Annotated in this window: 22 protein-coding genes; 3 read left to right on the plus strand and 19 right to left on the minus strand. The window is 35.6% G+C overall.

Features of this window, described 5'->3' with window-relative positions:
• Window positions 1–321 precede the first annotated feature (321 nt).
• The 10 genes from NST21_RS14430 to NST21_RS14475 all read right to left on the minus strand — a co-directional run bounded on the left by NST21_RS14430 (window position 322) and on the right by NST21_RS14475 (window position 7,344).
• Entirely contained in the window at window positions 322–708 is a 387-nt protein-coding gene (locus NST21_RS14430; RefSeq protein WP_340892560.1) for an iron chaperone, read from the minus strand.
• A 234-nt stretch (window positions 709–942) separates the two neighbouring features.
• Window positions 943–1,380: a hypothetical protein gene (locus NST21_RS14435; protein ID WP_340889777.1), complete on the minus strand. Its 438-nt coding sequence runs from the start codon at window positions 1,378–1,380 to the stop codon at window positions 943–945.
• On the minus strand, window positions 1,358–1,564 hold the full coding sequence (locus NST21_RS14440) for a 2-pyrone-4,6-dicarboxylate hydrolase (protein ID WP_340889778.1): 207 nt from the start codon (window positions 1,562–1,564) through the stop codon (window positions 1,358–1,360). The genes NST21_RS14435 and NST21_RS14440 overlap by 23 nt, the downstream gene beginning before the upstream one ends.
• Before the next feature lie 302 nt (window positions 1,565–1,866).
• Window positions 1,867–2,592, minus strand: a complete 726-nt coding sequence (locus tag NST21_RS14445; RefSeq protein ID WP_340889779.1) for a YjjG family noncanonical pyrimidine nucleotidase — start codon at window positions 2,590–2,592, stop codon at window positions 1,867–1,869.
• A gap of 29 nt (window positions 2,593–2,621) precedes the next feature.
• Complete coding sequence (locus NST21_RS14450) at window positions 2,622–2,954, minus strand: DMT family transporter (RefSeq protein ID WP_340892562.1); 333 nt, start codon at window positions 2,952–2,954, stop codon at window positions 2,622–2,624.
• Window positions 2,955–3,653: a Crp/Fnr family transcriptional regulator gene (locus NST21_RS14455; RefSeq protein WP_340889780.1), complete on the minus strand. Its 699-nt coding sequence runs from the start codon at window positions 3,651–3,653 to the stop codon at window positions 2,955–2,957.
• 56 nt (window positions 3,654–3,709) lie between these two features.
• Window positions 3,710–3,847, minus strand: coding sequence for a hypothetical protein (locus tag NST21_RS28865; protein ID WP_377426778.1), 138 nt, complete (start codon window positions 3,845–3,847; stop codon window positions 3,710–3,712).
• Window positions 3,848–4,644: 797 nt separating this feature from the next.
• A complete protein-coding gene (locus NST21_RS14465) occupies window positions 4,645–4,902 on the minus strand; it encodes a DUF2533 family protein (protein ID WP_056522882.1) in 258 nt (85 codons plus the stop codon).
• 632 nt (window positions 4,903–5,534) lie between these two features.
• Entirely contained in the window at window positions 5,535–5,960 is a 426-nt protein-coding gene (locus NST21_RS14470) for an OsmC family protein (RefSeq protein ID WP_180320464.1), read from the minus strand.
• Between the two features lie 748 nt (window positions 5,961–6,708).
• Window positions 6,709–7,344 carry an FMN-dependent NADH-azoreductase gene (locus NST21_RS14475; protein WP_328116233.1) on the minus strand — a complete coding sequence of 212 codons (636 nt, stop codon included), beginning with the start codon at window positions 7,342–7,344 and terminating at the stop codon, window positions 6,709–6,711.
• Between the two features lie 203 nt (window positions 7,345–7,547).
• Here NST21_RS14475 and NST21_RS14480 point away from each other — a divergent pair.
• Window positions 7,548–8,698, plus strand: a protein-coding gene (locus tag NST21_RS14480; protein ID WP_445670500.1) for an IS3 family transposase whose coding sequence is annotated in 2 segments (ribosomal slippage) — window positions 7,548–7,797 and window positions 7,797–8,698 — 1,152 coding nt in all. Because the reading frame shifts where the segments join, the coding sequence is not laid out codon by codon here.
• Window positions 8,699–9,237: 539 nt separating this feature from the next.
• Here NST21_RS14480 and NST21_RS14485 read toward each other — a convergent pair.
• The 5 genes from NST21_RS14485 to NST21_RS14505 form a co-directional block, all read right to left on the minus strand.
• Window positions 9,238–9,420 (minus strand): twin-arginine translocase TatA/TatE family subunit, encoded by a 183-nt coding sequence (locus NST21_RS14485; protein ID WP_056522886.1) that lies wholly within the window; start codon window positions 9,418–9,420, stop codon window positions 9,238–9,240.
• A gap of 43 nt (window positions 9,421–9,463) precedes the next feature.
• Entirely contained in the window at window positions 9,464–10,873 is a 1,410-nt protein-coding gene (locus tag NST21_RS14490; RefSeq protein ID WP_340889783.1) for a metallophosphoesterase, read from the minus strand.
• A gap of 1,043 nt (window positions 10,874–11,916) precedes the next feature.
• Entirely contained in the window at window positions 11,917–13,176 is a 1,260-nt protein-coding gene (locus NST21_RS14495; RefSeq protein ID WP_340889784.1) for an MFS transporter, read from the minus strand.
• Window positions 13,177–13,678: 502 nt separating this feature from the next.
• Complete coding sequence (locus NST21_RS14500; RefSeq protein WP_340889786.1) at window positions 13,679–14,560, minus strand: mechanosensitive ion channel family protein; 882 nt, start codon at window positions 14,558–14,560, stop codon at window positions 13,679–13,681.
• A 22-nt stretch (window positions 14,561–14,582) separates the two neighbouring features.
• Window positions 14,583–14,975, minus strand: coding sequence for a sporulation protein (locus tag NST21_RS14505; protein WP_223305511.1), 393 nt, complete (start codon window positions 14,973–14,975; stop codon window positions 14,583–14,585).
• Between the two features lie 741 nt (window positions 14,976–15,716).
• Here NST21_RS14505 and NST21_RS14510 point away from each other — a divergent pair.
• Window positions 15,717–16,049: a YmaF family protein gene (locus tag NST21_RS14510; protein WP_340889787.1), complete on the plus strand. Its 333-nt coding sequence runs from the start codon at window positions 15,717–15,719 to the stop codon at window positions 16,047–16,049.
• A 781-nt stretch (window positions 16,050–16,830) separates the two neighbouring features.
• On the opposite strand, the gene NST21_RS14515 is transcribed toward NST21_RS14510, so the two are convergent.
• The 3 genes from NST21_RS14515 to NST21_RS14525 form a co-directional block, all read right to left on the minus strand.
• A complete protein-coding gene (locus tag NST21_RS14515) occupies window positions 16,831–16,980 on the minus strand; it encodes a hypothetical protein (RefSeq protein ID WP_169787516.1) in 150 nt (49 codons plus the stop codon).
• A 333-nt stretch (window positions 16,981–17,313) separates the two neighbouring features.
• Entirely contained in the window at window positions 17,314–17,685 is a 372-nt protein-coding gene (locus NST21_RS14520; RefSeq protein WP_340889788.1) for a hypothetical protein, read from the minus strand.
• A gap of 10 nt (window positions 17,686–17,695) precedes the next feature.
• Window positions 17,696–17,851: a hypothetical protein gene (locus NST21_RS14525; protein ID WP_340889789.1), complete on the minus strand. Its 156-nt coding sequence runs from the start codon at window positions 17,849–17,851 to the stop codon at window positions 17,696–17,698.
• 145 nt (window positions 17,852–17,996) lie between these two features.
• Here NST21_RS14525 and NST21_RS14530 point away from each other — a divergent pair, with 145 nt between their 5' ends.
• Entirely contained in the window at window positions 17,997–19,388 is a 1,392-nt protein-coding gene (locus NST21_RS14530; RefSeq protein WP_340889790.1) for a DUF4910 domain-containing protein, read from the plus strand.
• 472 nt (window positions 19,389–19,860) lie between these two features.
• Here NST21_RS14530 and NST21_RS14540 read toward each other — a convergent pair whose 3' ends face one another.
• A complete protein-coding gene (locus NST21_RS14540) occupies window positions 19,861–21,453 on the minus strand; it encodes a phosphodiester glycosidase family protein (protein WP_340889791.1) in 1,593 nt (530 codons plus the stop codon).
• Window positions 21,454–21,553 lie beyond the last annotated feature (100 nt).

Below are 21,553 nucleotides of genomic sequence, written 5' to 3' on the forward strand. Positions count from 1 at the left end.
TGTAAGATTTAAGCAAAGTTTTGCTATGCTTCACTTTTAATTCTGCCTTGATGAACAAATAAAGTTAAGTACCTACATTTTTTGTTTTAGAAATCTGCCCAATAAGTACAATAAGAAACGCACCTGTTTTCAGCCTGCCCCATATAGAAGTATTTGATAATTTACTTTCACTTCTTGATTATAATTTTCTTCTGCTTGAACAATTTATGAAAAAGTATGAATAACAGAACATAAAAGAAGTATTCTTATTAAATTTTGTTATGTGACTAAACTTCCTCGTTACTTGAATAAGAAATTTTAATCAACAGAATTTGAATGAAATCATTTTTTCTTTTTCAATTTGCCTTCTGCTTTCTTTATATTCTCAGCAACTCTAAATTTAACTATCTCGCTTATTAATTCATAAGGCATCGGCTTTTCTAGAGGAAACTGAACTGCCCCTTTTGAACTTTTATATTCCGAAAATCCATGTTCAAAAGCAGCGATTCCGCTAGAAGTTGGATAAAATCCTATATGTTTTTTATAGGCAGCGAAATGTACCAGATTTCCATGTAAAACAAAGGTAGGCATTTGATAACTTATCTTTTCTTCTGCATCTGGTGCTGATTCTTTTATAACTTTTCTTAACCTTTTAAGTTTTTCCTGAACCTCATGAGGAAATTGTAAAATGTATTCATCAATTGATTTAAACGTATAGGATCCCTCCATGATTTCTCCTTTCATTAATCCAAACCCATAGAATGTCATTTACCTATATTATAACGTTTTCTTACACAACTTTCCTTCCCTTATAGCTCAACAAGAAAAAGGCTGCCGCAGCAACCTCATTATTAAACTCAAGCACTCATTAGTTGAACAAGTCACTTCTCTTAAAATGCATATAATAGACGAACTGTGCAGTAATTAATCAATTTGTAATAGCGTTAAGGCCATTTCATACTCCTATACTGATATTTTTAAATACCAATTAAGTGCATTTTTATAAAGAACTTTTTTAGCTTCTTCAGCATCAAAATCAATTCTTCCGAAACCAGTTGCTTTTACTCTTACACCTTTATCAACTAAAGATAAAAGATTCGTAAAACCGCTTTTTGATAAACCAAGATGATCTATCGAAACCGAAGGAAGCTTTTCTACTATCGTTGTTATCTCTGTTAAAGAGTTAGAATCAATGTATAGCTCTGTATGCCAATTTACTAATTCATAAACTCTTCTCGCTAAGTAATCTAAACGTGATATATCCTCGGAACCTCCACGATTTACATTGAATCGAATGGCTTTCACACCAAGTTCATTAAGTTTAATGATTTCATCATCTGATGTATTGTATGGCAATTGAGTTACACCAACAAAGTTTTCACCAAGGGTTTGTAACCGCATCAATTAAATATGATTGGTCATATCCTTGAAAAGAGCCTGAGACAACGGCACCGCCCAATATATTTATGTTACTTACGGAATGTAGGTAATCGGCACAGGTAAAAGCATCAGGCATAAATCCCTGATTTTCAATCAATGGAAATTTCGTATCGATAATATGTAAATGCGAATCAAAAACTTTCATATCTTTTCCTCCAGTCTAATTACCTTTCTAATAAATTTTATATCCTGAATTTCCATAATGAAATTTAATAATATTTATAAATATCGATAGGTTAAACTTATCAGTCGATTAATTTAGTTTGCATTTTGATGTTCAATTAAACCTGCCTCTTTGTCTCCAATAGAAAAGAGCTGCATCAACAGCCCTTTATTAAACCCTTAATCAAAGTTAGATCAAAATGGGTCTTTGCTTGCTAATTAATATAGATTTCATAAAAAAATTGATCATTTTCATTAAAGCTGTTAACAAAGATAATGCGATAGTCAGGAACAGTACTGACTAACAGCTGTTGATTCTTTTTCTACGTTTAAAATGCAATACAGCTCTTCAAGGTTTTGTATTTGATATGTTGGAACAATTTTAGTTTCATTAGGTTCCAGTTTAGGGTTGAGCCAACATGTATCTATAGCAGCTTGCTGTCCGCCTTTAATATCCGCACTTAAGGAGTCTCCGATGATTAATGCTTTTTCCATCGAGAAATTAGGAATTCGCGCAAAAACATAATCGAAATATTCCTTCATGGGCTTTTGAAAACCAGTATCCTCTGAAACGAAAATACCCTTAAATAGCGGAAATAATCCTGAATCACGTAAGCGTTTATACTGGGTCTTGGAAACACCATTAGTAACAATATATAAGTCATATTTATTTTGCAGGTCGGCTATCAATTCAAAGGCCCCATTAACAAGCTGATGCCCCTCTTCTAAATAGCCACGATAGTTCTTTTCCATTAATACTCCATCAACTTCTCGACCGTATTCCTTAAATAAACGTGAATGGCGAGTATACACTACCGTATCACGATCTATTTTTCCTTTTTCAAAGGACTTCCAGAGACCTTGATTTATTTTTTTATATTGTGCTTCGATTTCAGGAGTTAAGTGGATATTTTGATCCTCGAAAAGCAAGCGCAAAGCCAAATTTTCTGCTGCACCAAAATCCAATAGTGTATCATCTACATCAAATAATAAAGTCTGATATTTTTTCACAATTCCTTCTCCATTCCTACGTATGTAATTTACAAAATTGAGCTAGCATATCTGGGACCAAGCAACTTGATGGCCCTCATTATACTGATGACGACACCTACTCCGGTTAAGACACTGAACCAATACCAGGGCTTCATATTTTGCAAAGCAAATAGAATTCCTTCTTCAACGATGAGACCAATCATCAGCAAAGTGAAAGATTCCATTCCTAATACAAGTGTCGTTGCAGCCCAAGAGCCTATATTTTCATTCACTTTACTATTAATTATATTTTGCGAACTGACTAACAAACCTACGATCAGTGCAAATGCTAGTCCTACAATAATAACCTCTACTCCCCAATTTAATGATTCTATTCTAATTCATTCATAAATGTTGTGATTGGCTAGATCACTCAATCCTTCTCGATTTTTAGCATGGATGAACTCCTTATTACGTTCAATCAGACCCTCTGTACATAGGTGATGGATAACTCGATTGAGATGCCTATAACTCGTCCCGATTAAATCCGCTACATCTCTTAAACTATTTGTACTGAGACGGCCTTTAAAATGAGCATCTGATTCATCAAAAGATATGGACAATAAATAACTTGCTAATCGTATTTCTACCGGATACATCAAATTAAAGCTCAAAGAGTTAGATTTAATACAAAATTTTCTTGTAATGGTTTTGAGTAAAAATTGTAGAAACGGTGTATAATCACTTCCGTATTTTCCTAACGAATCATAATGAATTCCAATCATGTTAACTGACGAGACGGCCTCAACCGTATTGATAATATCAATACCTTGTACGTATTCAATATCCCCAACCAATTCAAGTGGTGTCTTAAAAGAAAGAATCAGTTTCTTACCTTCCAAAGAGGTGGTATAAATTTTAATCTTCCCCTTCACTAGTATATAGAGATACTGTGATGGCTCTCCTTGTGCACAAATAATCTCTCCCTGATCAAAGCTATACAACGACAACTGGGCAATTAATGGAGCGTTAAATATAGATTCTATTTGATGAGCATGCAAATAGTAATTGAGTTGCTGTCTATCTTCGGTTTGCTTCATGAATCGCTTCCTCCTCTGCCCTCTCATTCATTCCATTTCTGAAAAAGTTCTACTATTTAAGCACTAAAATTACAGCGCAAGCTACCAACATACCCAATACCGATAAACTGTGGTAGCTTCATCTGCTGCTTGATTTCACCGAACCAGCCATTACAATCAATGCCAAAGATCAAACTGAGCTGGGCAAGGAGCACTGCTAAAATAGTAAGCGTAACACCAATCAGCTGGTCGCTGTAATATTGCTAAAGATAATAAAGGCTCCTAATGGCCCACTAGACAAATATAACGGTTTCACTTTCTTAAACATTTGCCATTTTCCATCTATATCGGGCGAAAAGCAAGATCAGCAAAGTTATCACGAATCCCAATTAGGTAATCGTTGCAGTTTACCAAGTTCCTATATATTGAATCATCCGCTAATTAACTACTTCTTGCAAAGTAATATAGGCGCTTCCTAAAAACGCGAAGAAACTTCCTCTCATTTTTCACTCACCCATTTAGATTGCTCTCTTTATTAAATGATAGATTCACGTATTTTGGAAAGGACATATGTCCTTAATCTAACAATTACTCGGTTTTTCTTTAACAGACCTTCTAAGAACTACGCAATCATCGAAAGGTGGTTTACTCTTGCCACGCCTACATGTGCCTTAAAGAATCATGCTTTTAAAGTGAAAAACAAACAATTGAACTAGCTATGTTATTCATGATGCCATAGTTTTTCTATTTTATCATTCCTGATTTATTACTATTTAAAAAACCCAAATCGGAACTTTTTAAGTGTCCACCATATAGGTGAATTCAACAGTATCTAATAACTCTATATCCCTCTTAATATCATTCCAACTAAACAACTAAATATATTTCTATATGCCATTTATCTTAATTGGTAGATTAAAATTCGTGCAAAAAAACACTCATCTATATAATGAGTGTCAGGCTCGCACCGATATTCGGTGCTTTTTCTTACATCTAAGATCTGTAAATTAGTTTACTTCAATGACTCCACATATGAACGAACCATGTCTGGGGTAACTAATTTACGAGTTGGTATAAACCTTTGATTTGCAAGAACATTGATTTGCATAGTGATTTGATTAATTTGGTCTGTTGTAAAATCCTTTTCAGCTTTACATAATTCAATAGCTCCTTGAATATAATCTTCACGTTGTTGGTCTAAAAGGGAAAATTCAGTAAAAAGTTGATTTTGTTTTTGGGCATGTAAAGAAAGGGCTTTATGTACACTCATTGTCCTTCACTCCTATGATTTTTATAATAGCTACTTCTATATTAACAAGATAATATAGAAAACTAAAGAATTCAAATTTTCAATTTTTAATAAATCAATTAAATTAAGCCTGTGGAACCATGACGTACTAAATTAATTAACCTTTAGATTACCGGTAAATCCCTAATAGATGTTTGTAAAGAATATTATCTAAGCATTTTTCAGTTTATCAAGAATTTGTCTACTGATCACCTTTTTCTTCACTAGAAACAATACTGGTAGACCACTTAATATCTCAAGCGTTTTGCTACCGAAAAGGATAATCGGTTGACTTTCTACGTACATATATAGCATATGGTCATGCAACTAATCCATTGCTTATTTGTGTAAATCCCATCGCACTAATCACTTTATCCTAACGTTTTAAAACACAAAAAAGCCATTGAAGGATTGGGGTATAAAACCACACAATTCACCTCAAGAGCGGGATTAAAAAAATGAAGGGACCTTTAAATGGAATGTAAAAGGGTTTATATGTACTTTAAAGAATCTTTATTATTTTCCTCAAAAAAATTTTATAAGATGGAATGTATGAGTTCTAATAATACTTTTTCTCATCAACGTTCGTAAACGCTTTATCCCTAGATCAAAAATTATAATTTTTGATCTCCTTTGACTCCATTAATTGAATAGCTCACTTCAATGTTTGCATTTAATGAGTGATATACTGAACAGTACGTATCTTTCGATAATTTAATAGCACGGACCACTTTATCTTCTGGCAGTTCCCCTTCTAGTAAATAATGGATATGATAATCGGTAAATCGTTTTGGATGATTTTCTGCCCGTGATCCTTCTATTTCTATTTGAAAAGTAATTGGTTCAAATCGCATTTTTTTCAAGATCATTACAATATCAATTCCTGTGCAACCGGCTAAGGAATGTAACAGTAACTCTGTGGGTCTCGCTCCACTATTTTGTCCTCCTACTTCTTTGGCAGCATCCATTTTTATTACATGTCCTGACGGAGTAGATCCAGAAAAAGCCATTTCTCCTGTCCATTTAATTATTGTCTTCAATTATTTCAACCCTTCCTTGGTGTTTTCCTGTCCTTTAATAAAACGTTCGTAGAGCTATTTAACTAAATTTCAGGTCAATTAAGTTTTTATTAGTACATAACCTACCGACTATTTTTTGTGTTGAGTCTTAGAGTACCTTAAGGACTTTTCCAATTCTTATTTTACTTTGTTAACATGTGAACCGCCCTTGAGATTGTTTGTCCTATATATTATGTAATATAGCTAGAAATTATTTAACCAAATTTTCACTGCTATTCTGTAATTAACAAGGATGCTATGATTTGCAGGATTTTTATATATTTTAACTGTCATAGCAGCAAGCACTTCGTCTTGACCTTTTCACGACTGATACCTATATTCAATTTATTAAGAATAGTCTCTCTGCAAGGGAAATCTTTTGATGCAAAAAAGGAGTAAGGAAAACTCCCTACTCCTTTTTATATTTAGGATGTTAATTAACTATTTTACGTTTTTTTCTAATCCAAAACAGTAATGGACTAAACCACTCTTTTTAAAAATTCAAGATAAAGTTTGATCACATATAACATTTTAGCCTGGATTTCCGCCTAATAATAGAACCTATTTTGAAAAAATATTGAAATATTTAAAATAGGTTCTTTATGTTAATTCAGGCATCTAGTTTGTTTTTTAATGCTTCTTCAACTTAAGCACGTGATTGTTGAAGGTCTGATAGCTTTAAGTATAAATCTACATAAAAAAAGCCAACAAGTTGTTGATTCTATGGTAATTAAAAAGTAGAAGCTAAATCTTTTGCTCTTGTAATAGCATTTTCTTTAATTTCTTGTGCTTTATCAGGCATTGCAGCATGTCCTTCAACGAATAATCCTTCAAATGAAGGAACTCCGAAGAATTGCATAATGATATTTAGATATCGGTGCCCCATTTCCATTTCAGCTGCTGGTCCTTCGGAATAAATACCACCACGAGCTTGAATATGCAATGCTTTTTTGTCAGTTAAAAGGCCAACTGGACCTTGGTCGGTGTATTTAAATGTTTTTCCTGCAACAGAAACAGAATCAATATATGCTTTTAATACTGGTGGGAATGAAAAATTCCATAATGGTGTTACAAATATATATTTATCTGCAACAATAAATTGCTCACATAATTCTGAGAGTCGACCAACTTTAGTTTTCTCTTCCGACGAAAGTTCTTCAAATCCCTTTCCAGATTGAAGTTTTCCCCAACCACTGAAAACATCCACATCAATTTCAGGAATATTTTCTTTATAAAGGTCAATATTCACGATTTCATGGCTAGGATTTACTTCTTTATAAGTTTCAATAAATGTTTTTCCAACGGCCATACTGTAAGATTGAGTTTCATCATTCGGATGAGCTGTGATGTATAATACCTTTGTCATTCTGCATCTTTCCTTCCCTTTTACATATTTGAACATTCTAGTTTGTCTAAGTAAATTAACATTTATACAATTACCTTTAAGTAAAATATCATTAATTTTAGGTAGTTATATCTTCTACTTTGTATCAAAAATGGAGTTAGTATAGTTTCATGGACACATTTTAGTTAAGTCCTTACAATGATTTTTGAGAGGATGTGTCCGTCTTGGAACGTAAAAATACAGGTAAAAAATATAATAATGAATTCAAGAAGACTATTGTAGATCTTTATCACTCGGGTAATTCGGTCAAAGAATTAAGCGGCGAATATGGCGTATCAGAAGTTACCATTTATAAATGGGTTAAAGAATTTACTCCTATCGGTTTAGGGGAAGAGTCCATGACTCCAAAGGAATTAGCCGCCATACAGAAGGAAAACCTTCGGTTAAAGCAAGAAGTTGAAATCTTAAAAAAGGCTATGGCCATATTCGCGAAAAAGTAACCGAGACAGATCTTACCGAATTTATTGAGGAACACAAGAAACAATATCCCGTACAGAAGATGTGTGAAATACTAGAAATCCCAAGAAGCAGCCATTATCAGTCCCTTCAAATAGTCGTATCAAATCGCGAACAGGAAAACCAAGAACTCACGAAGGAAATTCATCTGATTTACCTGGAAAGCAAGGGACGATATGGGGCTCCAAAGATTCATGAAAGCTTATTAACCAAAGGGTTTTCCCTAAGTCTAAAGCGTGTTCAACGTTTAATGAGCAAGGCAAGAATTCGTTCTATTACTAAGAAAAAATACCGTCCCTATCCATCTAAAGAAAAGGTTATTCAATTGGATAATTTGCTAAAACGAGACTTCACTACTCAGACCATTAATGAGAAATGGGTAGCAGATATTACGTATATCCACACGTTAAAAGACGGATGGTGTTATTTAGCTTCGGTATTGGACCTTCATTCTAAGAAAATAGTAGGGTATTCATTTTCTCGTTCAATGACGACAGAACTGGTCATAAAAGCTTTCAATAACGCACACATTTCACAAAAGCCCTCGGAGGGCTTAGTTCTTCATACAGATCTTGGCTCACAATATACAAGCAGTGAGTTTACTCAACATATCCAAAACCATCATATTAAGCAATCCTTTAGTCAGAAAGGTTGCCCGTACGATAATGCCTGTATTGAATCCTTTCATGCCCTATTAAAAAAGGAAGAAGTCAACCACGTACAATATCTAGACTATCAAACAGCTAAATTAGCGATGTTCCAATTTATTGAAGGTTGGTATAACCGAAAAAGAATTCACAGCAGCCTGGGCTATCAAACCCCACAAGCCATTGAAGATCGAATTAGGAATACAGCTTAAGATTTAACTTTTTAGTGTCCAAAATATTGACTCAAATCCAAAAGGAGTCTTGCCATAAAAGCTAAATAATTAATGTAACTAAAAAAGACACAATTCCTTGTACAAGAATTGCGCCTAGTTAAAAATCACAACATTATAAAGGGCAGCTGAATATTTTCGCGAAAATTGAATAAAAGAGCCCATTAAAAATGAAACTGTCTAAATATATAGTCACATGCAAAAACGATACTTCTAAACCTAAAACCCAGGCTAAGACATTTTATGAAAATAAAATGGAAACTTCCTTACAAGAAAAAAAGAGAGAACATTAATTTCCACTCTTCCTTTTATTTCTAAATATCACTTATCTATTAAAGATACATGATCTGCAGTTGCCCAATTGTTTATAGGTACTACTTTATATTTCACACCAGACTTAATTTTCAACATCACCTTTCTTTATCAAAACATTTGGGATATGGGAGCACTCATTCTTCAGATGGCATACTTGTAAAAACAAGAGGAAGATGCAAGCATGTTGCTTACATCTTCCTAAAAAATTATTTGGATTGTGTCTTTTCTTCTTTCTCATCTGGAGAAATCAAATCTTTAGTAGAGTTTTTAAATTCTCTTAATGTGCTGCCAAAAGCACGTCCAATTTCGGGCAACTTAGATGGTCCAAATATGATGAGGGCAATGACTAAAATCAATATCAATCCAGGCATTCCAATATTTTGAAGCATTGAGTTTCCTCCTTTTGTATTTCTCCTGAAAGCTAAAGTTATATTAAAGAGCCGCTAATGCTTTTGTTTTTCCCTCTATTTTCAAGAATGTTTTACTCATATTCCCAAATGAATCTATCGCATATACTTCGATATCATAACTTATACCTGGCTGCAATCCCTTAACTGGCAGAACGAATGGGTTGGGTATAGGATCTTTGTAGAATTCTGAGAAAGCCCGAAACTCTTTCGCTATTTGTCCTGTTTGTTTGTTCTTCGCCACTACTTTATATGAATGTACCAGTAAATTATCATTTGCCTGAGTAAACATGACATTCATCTCAGTACTAGTTGTATCAAGAACCGTAATGCTTGCTCCTTTAGGGAAATGAGGTTTTACTTGCTCTCTCATTTCTGTATATTTAAATGTATTCTTTTTAGCGGGATAGTCAATTACCCATGGTTCGCCTATCCAATTATTTTGATTAAAGTCACGACGATGAATGTTCACTTTGTTTCCATGAACCTCTACAATTAGACCTTGGCTAAAGGTTTCGGACCCTTTTGGTAATTCTCCTTGAAGATACCCAGCCTCTACCCACATGTTTTTTAGAGAAGCTGTTGCAACGGAGGTAAAATCCTTTTGATGGATTGCTCTTGGTTCATCTAATGGATAATGTGTGTGACCGGAAAACGTAATTACTTGCGGATATTCTTTTAGAGTGTTATACAGTAACTCTCTGTTAACTTCGAATCCCCATTCACTCCCGTATACTGTATTTTTGATAGGCTGATGCAGAAACACAAATATCGGTTTCTTAGGATCATCTAGTTTCGCCTGCTGCAGTTGCTCCCCTAACCACGCAATTTGTTGTTCTGAAAAGTATCCTTCTGTCTTTCCATTTTCAGTGCCAAGAACTATGAAATGAAACCCTTTGATTACCTTATGGTAGAAAATAGACTCCATCCCCATTTTCTTTAAAAACAGTTTTTGGGCATCTGTTACAGATAAACCATTCCAATAGTCATGATTTCCTATCGCAAACAAAGAAGCGGCCTGCGTTTGTTTTTTTGCATTATAAAGAGCCATAAAGCGATCATACTCTTCCGTAAATCCATTTTCTGTTAAATCTCCAACAACAACAAGAGCATCTTGTTTTGGCACCAACTCATTCAATTGATGCAATGCGCTACCCAACTTTTGCAGATCGGTTGTACCACTCTTCAACATATGCACATCGCTAATAACAGGAAACACCAAATCAGGATTGTTGTGTAAACCGAACTTCGATGCTTTTTCGACATGCGATGCTGCTTCGGCCTCAAGACCATTTAGTGAGTTTACTAGCGATAATCCAAGCGTAAGCCCGGCAATCTTCGTTGTACCTCCCAAAAAACTACGTCGATCCATTCCCTTTTCTAAGATAGTATTTGACAATTTTTCAGTTTCATTTTTTAGTTGCTCGTCTTTCATTGTTCTACTCCTCTTTTCACAATATGATTTTATTGATTTCAATTAAGACCAATCTAATGAAAATTCTAAAAATTTATGTAATTAAAGCAAATTTCAAGGTACTTTTAGTTGATTTTATATATAATAAATCATTGAAAATTTTGGTAATAAGAATGAATTCATATCATGGAACCCGCCAATCAATCCCCCTCTTATATTCATTTTTTCAGTAGAAAAATTCACTCCTAAAGTTAGTAACGCAAATTGTGCATCACTTACTTTGACAAACTCTAAAAAGAAGGAATAAAATTTTCTAATTTGAATTCTGTATCTTCCTATATGAAAGATCTAGAGGAACTAAGACTTGTTTGTCGGTACAGTATTTATTGTCTAGGCAGGTAATAATAACGAAAAAATTGTTAATGCTTGTATTGATTTGTTTTCGATCATCATTTGCTATCTACAAAACCCACAATAAAACAACTTTTCCACAAACGGCCTACTTCCAACTCAATATTACATATTAATTATTAAGATAACGTTAATGTGAAGTGTATTTTTTTGATTTTGTTGTTAATTCAAACAAATAATTCCATGTTCATTTTTTAAAATAATAAAAAGAGGAAAAGCCAACATTCACTTTTCCTCAACGTAACATGGTATGATTTCTATTTATTCACAATCTCAATTCCTTCTTTTCGTACCTCTGCAATACTTTTTTCGACAACTTAGAAACTGAAATAATACGGTTAATCCTATCAAACTGGCAAACCTTTAATAAGGATGCAACATCAAATTTACCCGGCAATAGTTATACTTCTCTTTATTAATGGTTTTTAGCTTCTGTTACCTTCAGAAACCAATAGTATATTATTCTTAACGATTTATTCATGAATAACTTAGTGAATGAAGTACAAAGTTTAAGTAACCAGATTCAAGCTTTAAGTAATACCCACTCCTTAATAAGTTGATATCTACTAGATTCATGTTATTCAAAAAAGCAGAGAGCCTGCTCTCTGCTTTCAACTTACATGTAAAATTTTCACCACTTCACTGACTTTTCCTTATTCCTGCGACTGAGTTTCCAAGGATTTCGTTTCTATCTTTTGATTGTACAATGGCAAAATGAAAAACATCCCAATAATAAAAAACAATGCCGCTGTTTCAAATATAGCGACGAGTGAAAATTGTTCTTTCAACACTCCTGCCGCACTCATAGTCAAAACCATCGAACCAGTGAATAATGGGCTTAAGATTCCATTTACTCTTCCGATGAACTCGCCTTCGGTCCTCTGCAATATCAATGTATTAATTCCAATTTGAATACAAGGCAACATTAGCCCGTTAAAGAACTCTGCGGAAAGTGTAATCCAAAGGTTGGTCGACAACCCCATTACCGCTAATCCAATGGCATTCACAAGCATTCCAAAGGCCAATAACCTCTGCGGTGCCACCTTTTTAGCAAAAATCATCACTCCAGCACCGCCTAAAATCATACCAATACCATTCACCATAAATAACCATTGTAGATTTTCCTTTGGCAGACCTAATTGTTCGGTAACTAGGAAAATCGAGAGCGGCTGAATGAATCCAAGTCCGAGCCCGGCTGCCAGAAAACATAATCCTAATAGACTTAGTTCTTTTTTTCGCAACACGTAGCTCACTCCGCTTTTCATTTCCTGCCATAATGTCGTTTTTACGGTTCCTTCATCCAGTTTGCGATCTTTTGGAAGGAAAGCGAGTGCACCCGCTGATAGTAAAAACGCTAGGCCAGTAATCGCAATCGAGATGTTGATCCCGAATGATTGGAAGGCAAATGTACCCAGGATCGGGCCTAAAACCATAAATACGGCGAATACGGTCTGATATACAGACATCCCTGTTTGAATTTGACTCTCTGGCAAATGCATCTTAAATAGCTTCATGCCCGATGGCTGAGAGAATTGAGAAAGTATTGCAGAAATTAATGTTGCAAAAAATACCACTTTCCAACTTCCGAAGATAAGGGCGATAAGCACAGCAAATACCGATACTGCACTTAAAATATCACACCAAACCATCGTTTTTTTCGGGCTCCATCGGTCTGCAAACGTCCCGCCAATAAATGAAAAAATAAAAATAGGTGCGAATTCAGCCACTGAAATCATTGAAATGGCAAAGGCATCACCGTTTGTTTGTTCCATGACGAATAACAAAACTGCAAAATTCCGTACCCATATCCCTATTTGTAGAAATAATCCTGAAAAGATAATGGCCCGAAATACACGATTTGTAAATAAGTTAGGTTCCTTATTACTTAATGTTACAGATGCGTTTTTTCCCAATATAAAAACCTCCTGTCGAATATCTGGACAGGAGGCAGTACAATACAAATTAAAAAGGCAAAATATCCCTGATGATGGAAGGAACACAATGATCTTTGTTTGTATTTAATGTACAGACTAATCCTATCCAGAAAAAAAGATCGTATTTAACACGCATTTTTTCTTAAAGAATAGGATTATATATCATTGTTTAAAGGTCACCCTTCCATTTAATGTTAATTATATAATAATCGAATCAATCTGATTAATCAAGTGCAAATTTCAAAAAATAATACTATTATAGAATAATTACCAAGTATTAAGTCATGAAAATAAAAAAACAGACTTTCTTTAAGAAAGCCCGTTTATATTCTTCAACCTCATGAATAGTTGCTGAGTCATCTGCCTCAACAGTCCTTGTTAATAATGACTTCCCCACAATCCGTTATTTCATAAGAATCCAATATTATTTATAACCACTTTCGAAATAGCCCCAACAAAAATCCAAAAAGATGCTTCTTTTTTAGCTCTCCATCAAACTTCCATGATTCGGATTTGTCTGAACAAGTAAATTGGAAGATGGCATTTGAATTTGATGCTCATGTAAAGCAGACATCATCTCAAACCTCACATTTCTTGATGTTTCAAAATAATCTTCAGGTTTTACGAGTCCAACTATGCATAGCTCATATCCAACATATTTAAGATTCGGATTTAAATCCGTAATGCCAAGATATCTAAAATCTTCTTCAGGTGTACCGTCCTCGAGCCTTAGAAGGCTTTCAGCAAACTTCTCATTACAAGTGAGGCATAATTCTTCCAACATCCGCTTCACCCTATCTGGTTTTTCTTGGTAACTCACCGTGATGCGTTCAATGATTCGCATTCTCCCTTTATTAAAATTTTGAATCGTCTTGATTTCACTGTGTGGGATAGTAAGCAGTTTTCCTGACCATTCCCGAATCTGCATGAACCGGATGCCAATTTCCTCAACCGTCCCGGAACTTGTCCCATTAAATGTAACAAAGTTCCCCACTCGAAATTCATTATCTGAAAACCTAACAAATCCCAATAAGATATCCTTAAGCATTTGTTGAGCGGCAAATCCGATAACGACCCCTACAATCCCAGCTCCAGCCAGTATTCCCTTAATGTCAATAAACTGTCCAATTAGATAAATGAGGAAAAGCGCGGAAATACCGTACCTTAGAGCAGAACGAGTAACACCCTGTATCGTTCTTTCGACTTCTTCCTCAAAAAAATTAGACCTTCTAAAGAACCATTCAACCATTTTATTCAATATATAATAACCGGCCAATAACAGTAGAGCTATTATAAAAAGCCTCAATAATAAGAATTCTTTCAAATAATCCAAAGCACGCTCTGTAAAATTCAAAATATCCATGTTCCCACCTCCGTTTCCACTCTTATTCAGAATCGATTAAAATCCAATCATCATCCTTGCCTATTATCCCTTTATCAAGAATAAGTCTCGTTTTTAGGCGATAGGAAACCCCTCGCTTATATGGTTCCTTTAATGTAGGCAGACGAAAGTTAAAAGGAATTTCATTACTTTCCCCTGAATCAATCTCACTTGAAGATAAAATGGTGCTCGTTTTAAGGATATCTTCCATTCCCGTAGAATGAGTATCCATAATTAAATCACATTCAATCCTTCTTATTCTTTGCTCCTGGGTACCACCCTTAATCAAGAAATACCCATTTATTAATTCACCAGATTTATACGTATTTTTGGGAAGGATTAAATCTATCTGTGCAGACCCTATCCCTAAAAGTAACAAAGATTTTCTCAGTATCAAAGTATACACTCCATTTATTTTTATTTGTTTTTCATTTATCATCCCACAAGCTTAGCTTATACAATTCTTGAAGGGCTACATTATCCGGACTACAAAAAAACCTTTACCATTTCGGTAAAGGCTTACTAATAGAAAATAGACCTTTACCACTAGGTAAGGTCTGGCTAACAACAAAATGTTGCCAACAAAGCCGAGAGCGAAGAACTCCGTATTGACGACATTGTTGTAAAAGCTACTCCCCTTAGGAGAATATATTCAAGTATATTATTTATCATACGGTAAGATTAGAAAGTTTGTCAAACCTTTTTAGTTTTATGGAATTCCGGGAATAACCCCCGGAAATCACTTAGCTTACCAATGTTTACTAAAATAGGAGTATTCTTTTTAGATAAGCATGGTGTGATTAGTGGTACGTTATCAGCGGCAAAGAAGGGTAAACAGAAAGTCATCGAGAGCTAATGGAAAGTAGGTATTCTTTATCAAATCTTATGGTGTAAACATATTTCCTTGAATTTAAGGGAATGTCAAGTACCAATCGGAAATACAATAAAACAAGGTGCAGTATAAGACTTTAATCCAAACAGGCCAAATTTGTAGCATCTTGTCAACCATGTATTACTTGAATCAATGCGCTTACATGATTTAGGTATTGGAAGATGGATTTAATGCAAAAAATGGGTGAACGGTTATAAAAATAGCGCCCAATATTTCTTTGGAAAAGTGATAGTTAGGAGTGTTAGGATGGTTGGAAAGGATGATTTTGTTCAGGGATTTGTGCCAAACCATAATCATGGGTCCGTTGACTATACATCTGTTAATAATGGCCATGTTCATCTGTGTTTAGATGTAACTTCACCTCCTGTTATGATTAAGGATGATAACCATGTGCATTACACTGAGGGTTATGTTGTCTTTGAAGATGGTCATACTCATTATTACCAGGCATATTCGGGTCCTGCTATTCCTGTAGGAAATGGAATGCATGTTCATTATTATGATTTTTATACGACTGAAGCAAACGGACATCGCCATCAGGTAAAGGGTGTTGACCAGCCAGCGCCTGGTGATAAGTAAAGTCATTCAAGCTGTCCCAATAATTATACTTTTTTATGAAGATTACCTGTATAATAACGAGCAAAAGCAGTTAGAATATGCGAATCTTACTGCTTTTATTTTTATTTATTTATATGTTTTAATTCCTACGGCTACCTATTAAGTCTATTCCGAATATTGTTAAATAACCAAGAATTCACGTGAAGTCTTTCATATCATTTATTGTGTTTTAAAATAGAGGAAGACTAATGTTGGACGCATAATTACAATAACCAGGTCTTTCAAATCATCCAAGAAGGCCAATAATTCCTACATCAATGGATATGAATACTCATATGGATATCTTTATAATTTGGCATATGGGTATTGAGGAAGTTAGTTAATATAAAATTAACGATTGTAACTTGATGATCCTGACTAAAAGAAAACTTTAGGGCAGCGTTTTTTCTTATAAAAATATTGTTTGTAGTCAAACTCATACTTAAATAACACACCCATAGGTCTAGGAAGCCAAAGTCAAACTGAAACACAATTTACAATCTTTTTAAATGCTATTCAAACGGTTAGTCGGGGATCAAGCTCTATTGAAGAAATTTGAGAGCTGCATAAATAGCCCTTAAATGTTTATTTCCAAGGCTTTTCCCATTACTCCATATATATAAACTAGTTACAGATATGATTTACTCAAGGTATATCAAAAAAGAGAACTGATATCGATATATCAGTTCCCTAGTAAATATTCTTCTACATTTGTGAGGGATATGAGAGGAAATTTATACTGGAAACCAAAAAAGATCAGGCCCTATTGAACCTTCCCCTTATACTTGCTTCCATCATTATGCTCTTGGTTATTCTTTTCTGACATTTGTCTTTGATATGCTTTTGTCTCCGCATTCACATGGTTTGCATCATTTGGTTTATTCTTTTTAGAACGACCTGCACCATTACTCATATTTATTCACCTCCCGCAACAGCTTATCATACGTTTGTAGCTTACTCTTGTCCCCCAATTTTATACGCACGTCTGAATAGTACGAGTCACTGTTTTTTAAGGATACTGAACATGAAATTTCTAAAGAATCTATAGAAACGATGCAAATTCCTTCATTTGCACTTTAAATAGAGAAACAATCATAAAAAAACTTGCTTCTAAAGAAGAGCTGAGCATTTACCTCGACTCTTTTCTAAAATAATGTAACCGCTATCTATTTTGATACATTAATTAAGTAATGTGATTTCAGTAGATTAGAAGTAAGTTCCACTACATCCGCCTTTGATTTAACTTTTACCTTTTCGGTAATAAAGTATTTCGCATCAAATGTTTTATCACTGACAAAGTCCCTAATATCTCCTGCTTGTCCGCAATAAAGTAGCGTGCATCAAACGTTTTATCACTAACGAAATCCTTCGTATCTATCGCTTTGTCGACAATAAAGTTTTTGGTGTCACTCGCTTTATCCGTAACATAATATGCTGCATCCTCTACTAAGTCCTTCACATCACTTGCCTTATCAGCAATAATATATTTTGCATCGAGTACCTTATCCTTGACAAAGTCTTTCGCATCTTCCGCCTTGTCAACAACAAAATATTTTACATCATCTAATTTATAGCTTACTGAATCTTTCATATCGCGAAGTTTATTAAAAAATCCCATCGTCTCGCTCCTAACCGAAATGTAACGTTACAGATTTATCACGCATTATTGTCTTTAATCCGACGCGGTCTTCATAAGGAAGAGCAAGTTGCATTTCTTTAATGGCGCGCGTTACAACTGCATTTTTCTCGGCTGTTGTTGCCGTTTTAGTAAGACTAGACGACATGTTGTGGACCATCATATGCTGTCATACTTCTTTATTTTTTGTTATAATATGTATTTTTTTAAAACATTACAAAAGTCTCATTGATAGCGCTTACATACTAGCCATATACTAAACTAGTATTCTATTTTTTGGGAGGCGAAGGAGTTTGAAAAAAGGAACGAAGATTTTAGGAGCTTCTTTATTGGCAGGGAGTTTACTGTTTTCATCACATTCTGTTATGGCAATCCAGGGTGAAAACCCGTCCGAGCATGCATTTGACAATAAAGTGATCAAACGAATCGATGTTGAAGAAATCTACCAGAATCTTTCACATTTAGCTGTAAATATTGGACCACGGGTAGCCGGAACACAAAGTGAACAAACGACTGTAGATTACATAACTGGTAAATTTAAGGAGTATGGACTTAACGAAGTAGAGGTCCAGTCTTTTCAATTTATTAAGGACTATAAACACCCAAGCTCTGTTTCCTTAAAAGTAAATGGGCGTAATTATGAAACGGCCGCCTTCCGCTTTTCCAATAACACACCTTCCGGCGGAGTGTCAGCAGAGCTTGTGTACGCAGGTTTAGGAACGACGGCAGAGGTAGCTCATGCTTCGGTAGAAGGAAAAATCGCCTTAATTAAAAGAGGCACGATCCCATTTACAGAAAAAATGGATAATGCAAAAAAAGCCGGAGCGATCGGAGTCGTGTTCATTAATACAGATAATTCCACGCCGCTATTTAGCTTGCCGGCAAATGAGAGTAATCTACCTGTACTATTTATGAAAAAGAGCGATGGTGATGAGTTAATTTCTACTCTGCAAGGCAATAACCTGACAGCAAATATGTCTGTTGAAGGAGCAGAGTTTGTAAAAGCCACTTCTCACAATGTGATTGCCACGAAAAAACCGATGAAAAATAAGGATACGAATCAAATTATTATAGTTGGCGCGCATCATGACTCTGTTTCTGTTTCATCAGGAGCCAGTGATAATGCATCAGGTACATCCATTGTGCTGGAACTGGCAAGAGTCCTGGAAAATGCACCTTCTGATACAGAAATCAGGTTTATTACCTTTGGCGCAGAGGAGAACGGATTATTAGGCTCCAAGCATTATGCACAAAGCCTTACGAAAGATGAGATTAACAGAACGGTAGCGATGTTTAATATGGATATGGTGGGCAGCAAAAATGCCGGCGAATTTGCCATGTTTACGTACGATGGAAAACCAAATACAGTCACGACATTAGGAAATTCAGCAGGAACAAGGCTTTATGATGCCATTCCTTATAATCAAATTGGAAGAAGTGACCACCAGCCATTCACAGAAGTAGGTATTCCTGCCGCGGTGTTTACGTATGCTCCATTGGAGCCGGAATACCATACGGCAAAGGATACAATTGAGCTGATCAGTAAGGAAAAATTGTTAAAGACGGCTCAAGTGCTCGGTGCAGCAGTCTATCAAGCAGCCCGTCCGGACACACCGGCACTGGAAAGGTCCAATGTAGCACCTGTACCGGTTGAGGCAGAATATGATGAGGGTTTACATTTATAATTCTTTTTTCTAATTTACTAGAACCACAGGATAGAATAGTTTTCCTAATAAAAAAGACAAGAGACATCCATATTAAACGATGTCTCTTGTCCTTCTATTTAGCTGCTTTTTTAATTTACTAGACCCTATCGTCAATCTCAAATCGCTTTAGCTATTTCGCATTAACAAGATAATATAAAAACCAAACGGCATGATTTTGTTAATCTGCTTCCGCTCGGCGAAAGGCCTCTTTAATACTTGGGTTCGTTACTTCATCTGCAATTCCCAAATAAAAAATCAACTGTTTCCTGTTCATCTTTTAAAAAGAATTCCAATCCGTCGATATACTATTCTCGACACTCTTCACTGACGACCTGTTAAATCGGCATTAATCTATAGCTGCTTTTATCTAAGCGACTAATACCTTCATGTAAGCGAAGAAGAATTGTTATATTTAGCGATAACACAAAATGATATAAGGTTTCCTCATCCTTTATTTAGGTAAAATAACTATCGCATCCCCTATCGGACGTTCACCGGCCGCATCGGATGTACGATTCACCAATTTGGAGCCTACTGTCATAGCCGTAGAACCTCCGCCATCCAAGTTTACTGCATCAACCGCCCCGAGAGCTTTCATGAGACGGGCACTCTCTTTAAAATTTGCTCCCACACTATAAAATGGCTGACGTCCATCAACCGTAACCAAGAGAATTTTCCCTTTTTCAGTGACCCCTGCAAGAGTTCGGGGATTTCTACGCTCTCCAAATTTATAGTAGAATTCTGGATTTTCGCTCCAATTGAACCCCTCTTTTACCGCATTAATCTTCTCTTTACCGTCATGCAGCAATTGCGGCCCACCATTGACAATACTAATTTTCGGTGCCGCCTTAAGTGGTTGTTTATCAGCAAGAATCCTGGTATTCACTTTCAGTTTTGCACCTAGCTTCGCATGGGCCAAAAGCCAATTAGCGGCATCGCCTGTACCTGCTAGGACGGAGCCTTTAAGCGGAATGAAGCTGCCTCTGCTTTTGCGTACTTCTGTAACTTCACCCTTTGAATTTAAATTAACTTCCACTCCATCCCCAGGCTCAGTTTTAGCACCAAAGGAGGATGTAAATTGAATAAGTTCCCCAGAATCCGTACAAGTGAAATCATGCTTTGCAAAGTTTAAATTATCACCAATGCCTCCACATCCACGGATCAGGCCAGGTTTGCGGTTAAGGCCATCCAATTCTCTCTTTGCAGCATCAGATACCGTAACTGAAAGTTTAGTTTCTACTGAAGCTATCTGCGCCCTATTTCCAGATAAAACCAGGCTTGTCCTACCATTTACCGCTTCGCTAATGAGTTCGCCACCAATCATGGACGCACCAGCAAGATCCCCTTCTGTACCATCACTCGGTCCCATTACAAAATATCCACCGTTTACAGTCGCTATCGCACCAGTACGGGCTGAAATGCTAGTTAATTTTTCCTTCCCGGGTACTATCTCAGTTCCCAGTTCAGGTAAAACTTTTCCTTTAAACTTCTTTGGATCGATTTCTAAAATATTCACAACCCAAGGGCCCGTAGATTTCCCTCCATCTTCAGCCGAAAAAACAACGCGTGAATTACCATATCCTTTTCCTTTTAACTCATCTCTTAATTTGTTGGCATCTTTCTCCGCTTTAAATGATCCAACACGTACAAGGTATCCAAGCGGACCTTGTTCATGATCGTCGGCAGGCCGTTCTGAAATTTTCTTAACTTTGGACTCGTAACCTTTTGAATCCAGTTGAATTTTCACCTTATTAGCTTCTTCCTTGGTTTTGTAAAATCCCACATCAATGATAAAGACATCTTTTTCCGAACTGGCCCCACGGATGATATGCGTATAGGTTAAGCCCTGCGTAATCTTTGTTTGATCCCGGGTTTCCGCAAGATTAGAATTCCCTAGAGGAAGAGCTTGTTCCTTCACAGACGCGGCTTGTACAACACTTGATGGCAAGTCTAACGTTAAAATCGAACCAGCTGTTAATGCCATTGCTGAAAATAAACCTTTACTGACAAGCCTTTGAAAAATTTTCATTGAATTTTTCTTCATTTTTCGACCCCTCCCCCTAATAAAACACCTTGTGTTCCGTCGGTTTCATTATCCTAATCTAATGTGTAGAACCTGCTACAGACCAATGAACTTATTGTAA

The organism is Peribacillus sp. FSL K6-1552, from assembly GCF_038005205.1.
In the GTDB taxonomy this organism is placed as follows: domain Bacteria; phylum Bacillota; class Bacilli; order Bacillales; family DSM-1321; genus Peribacillus; species Peribacillus butanolivorans.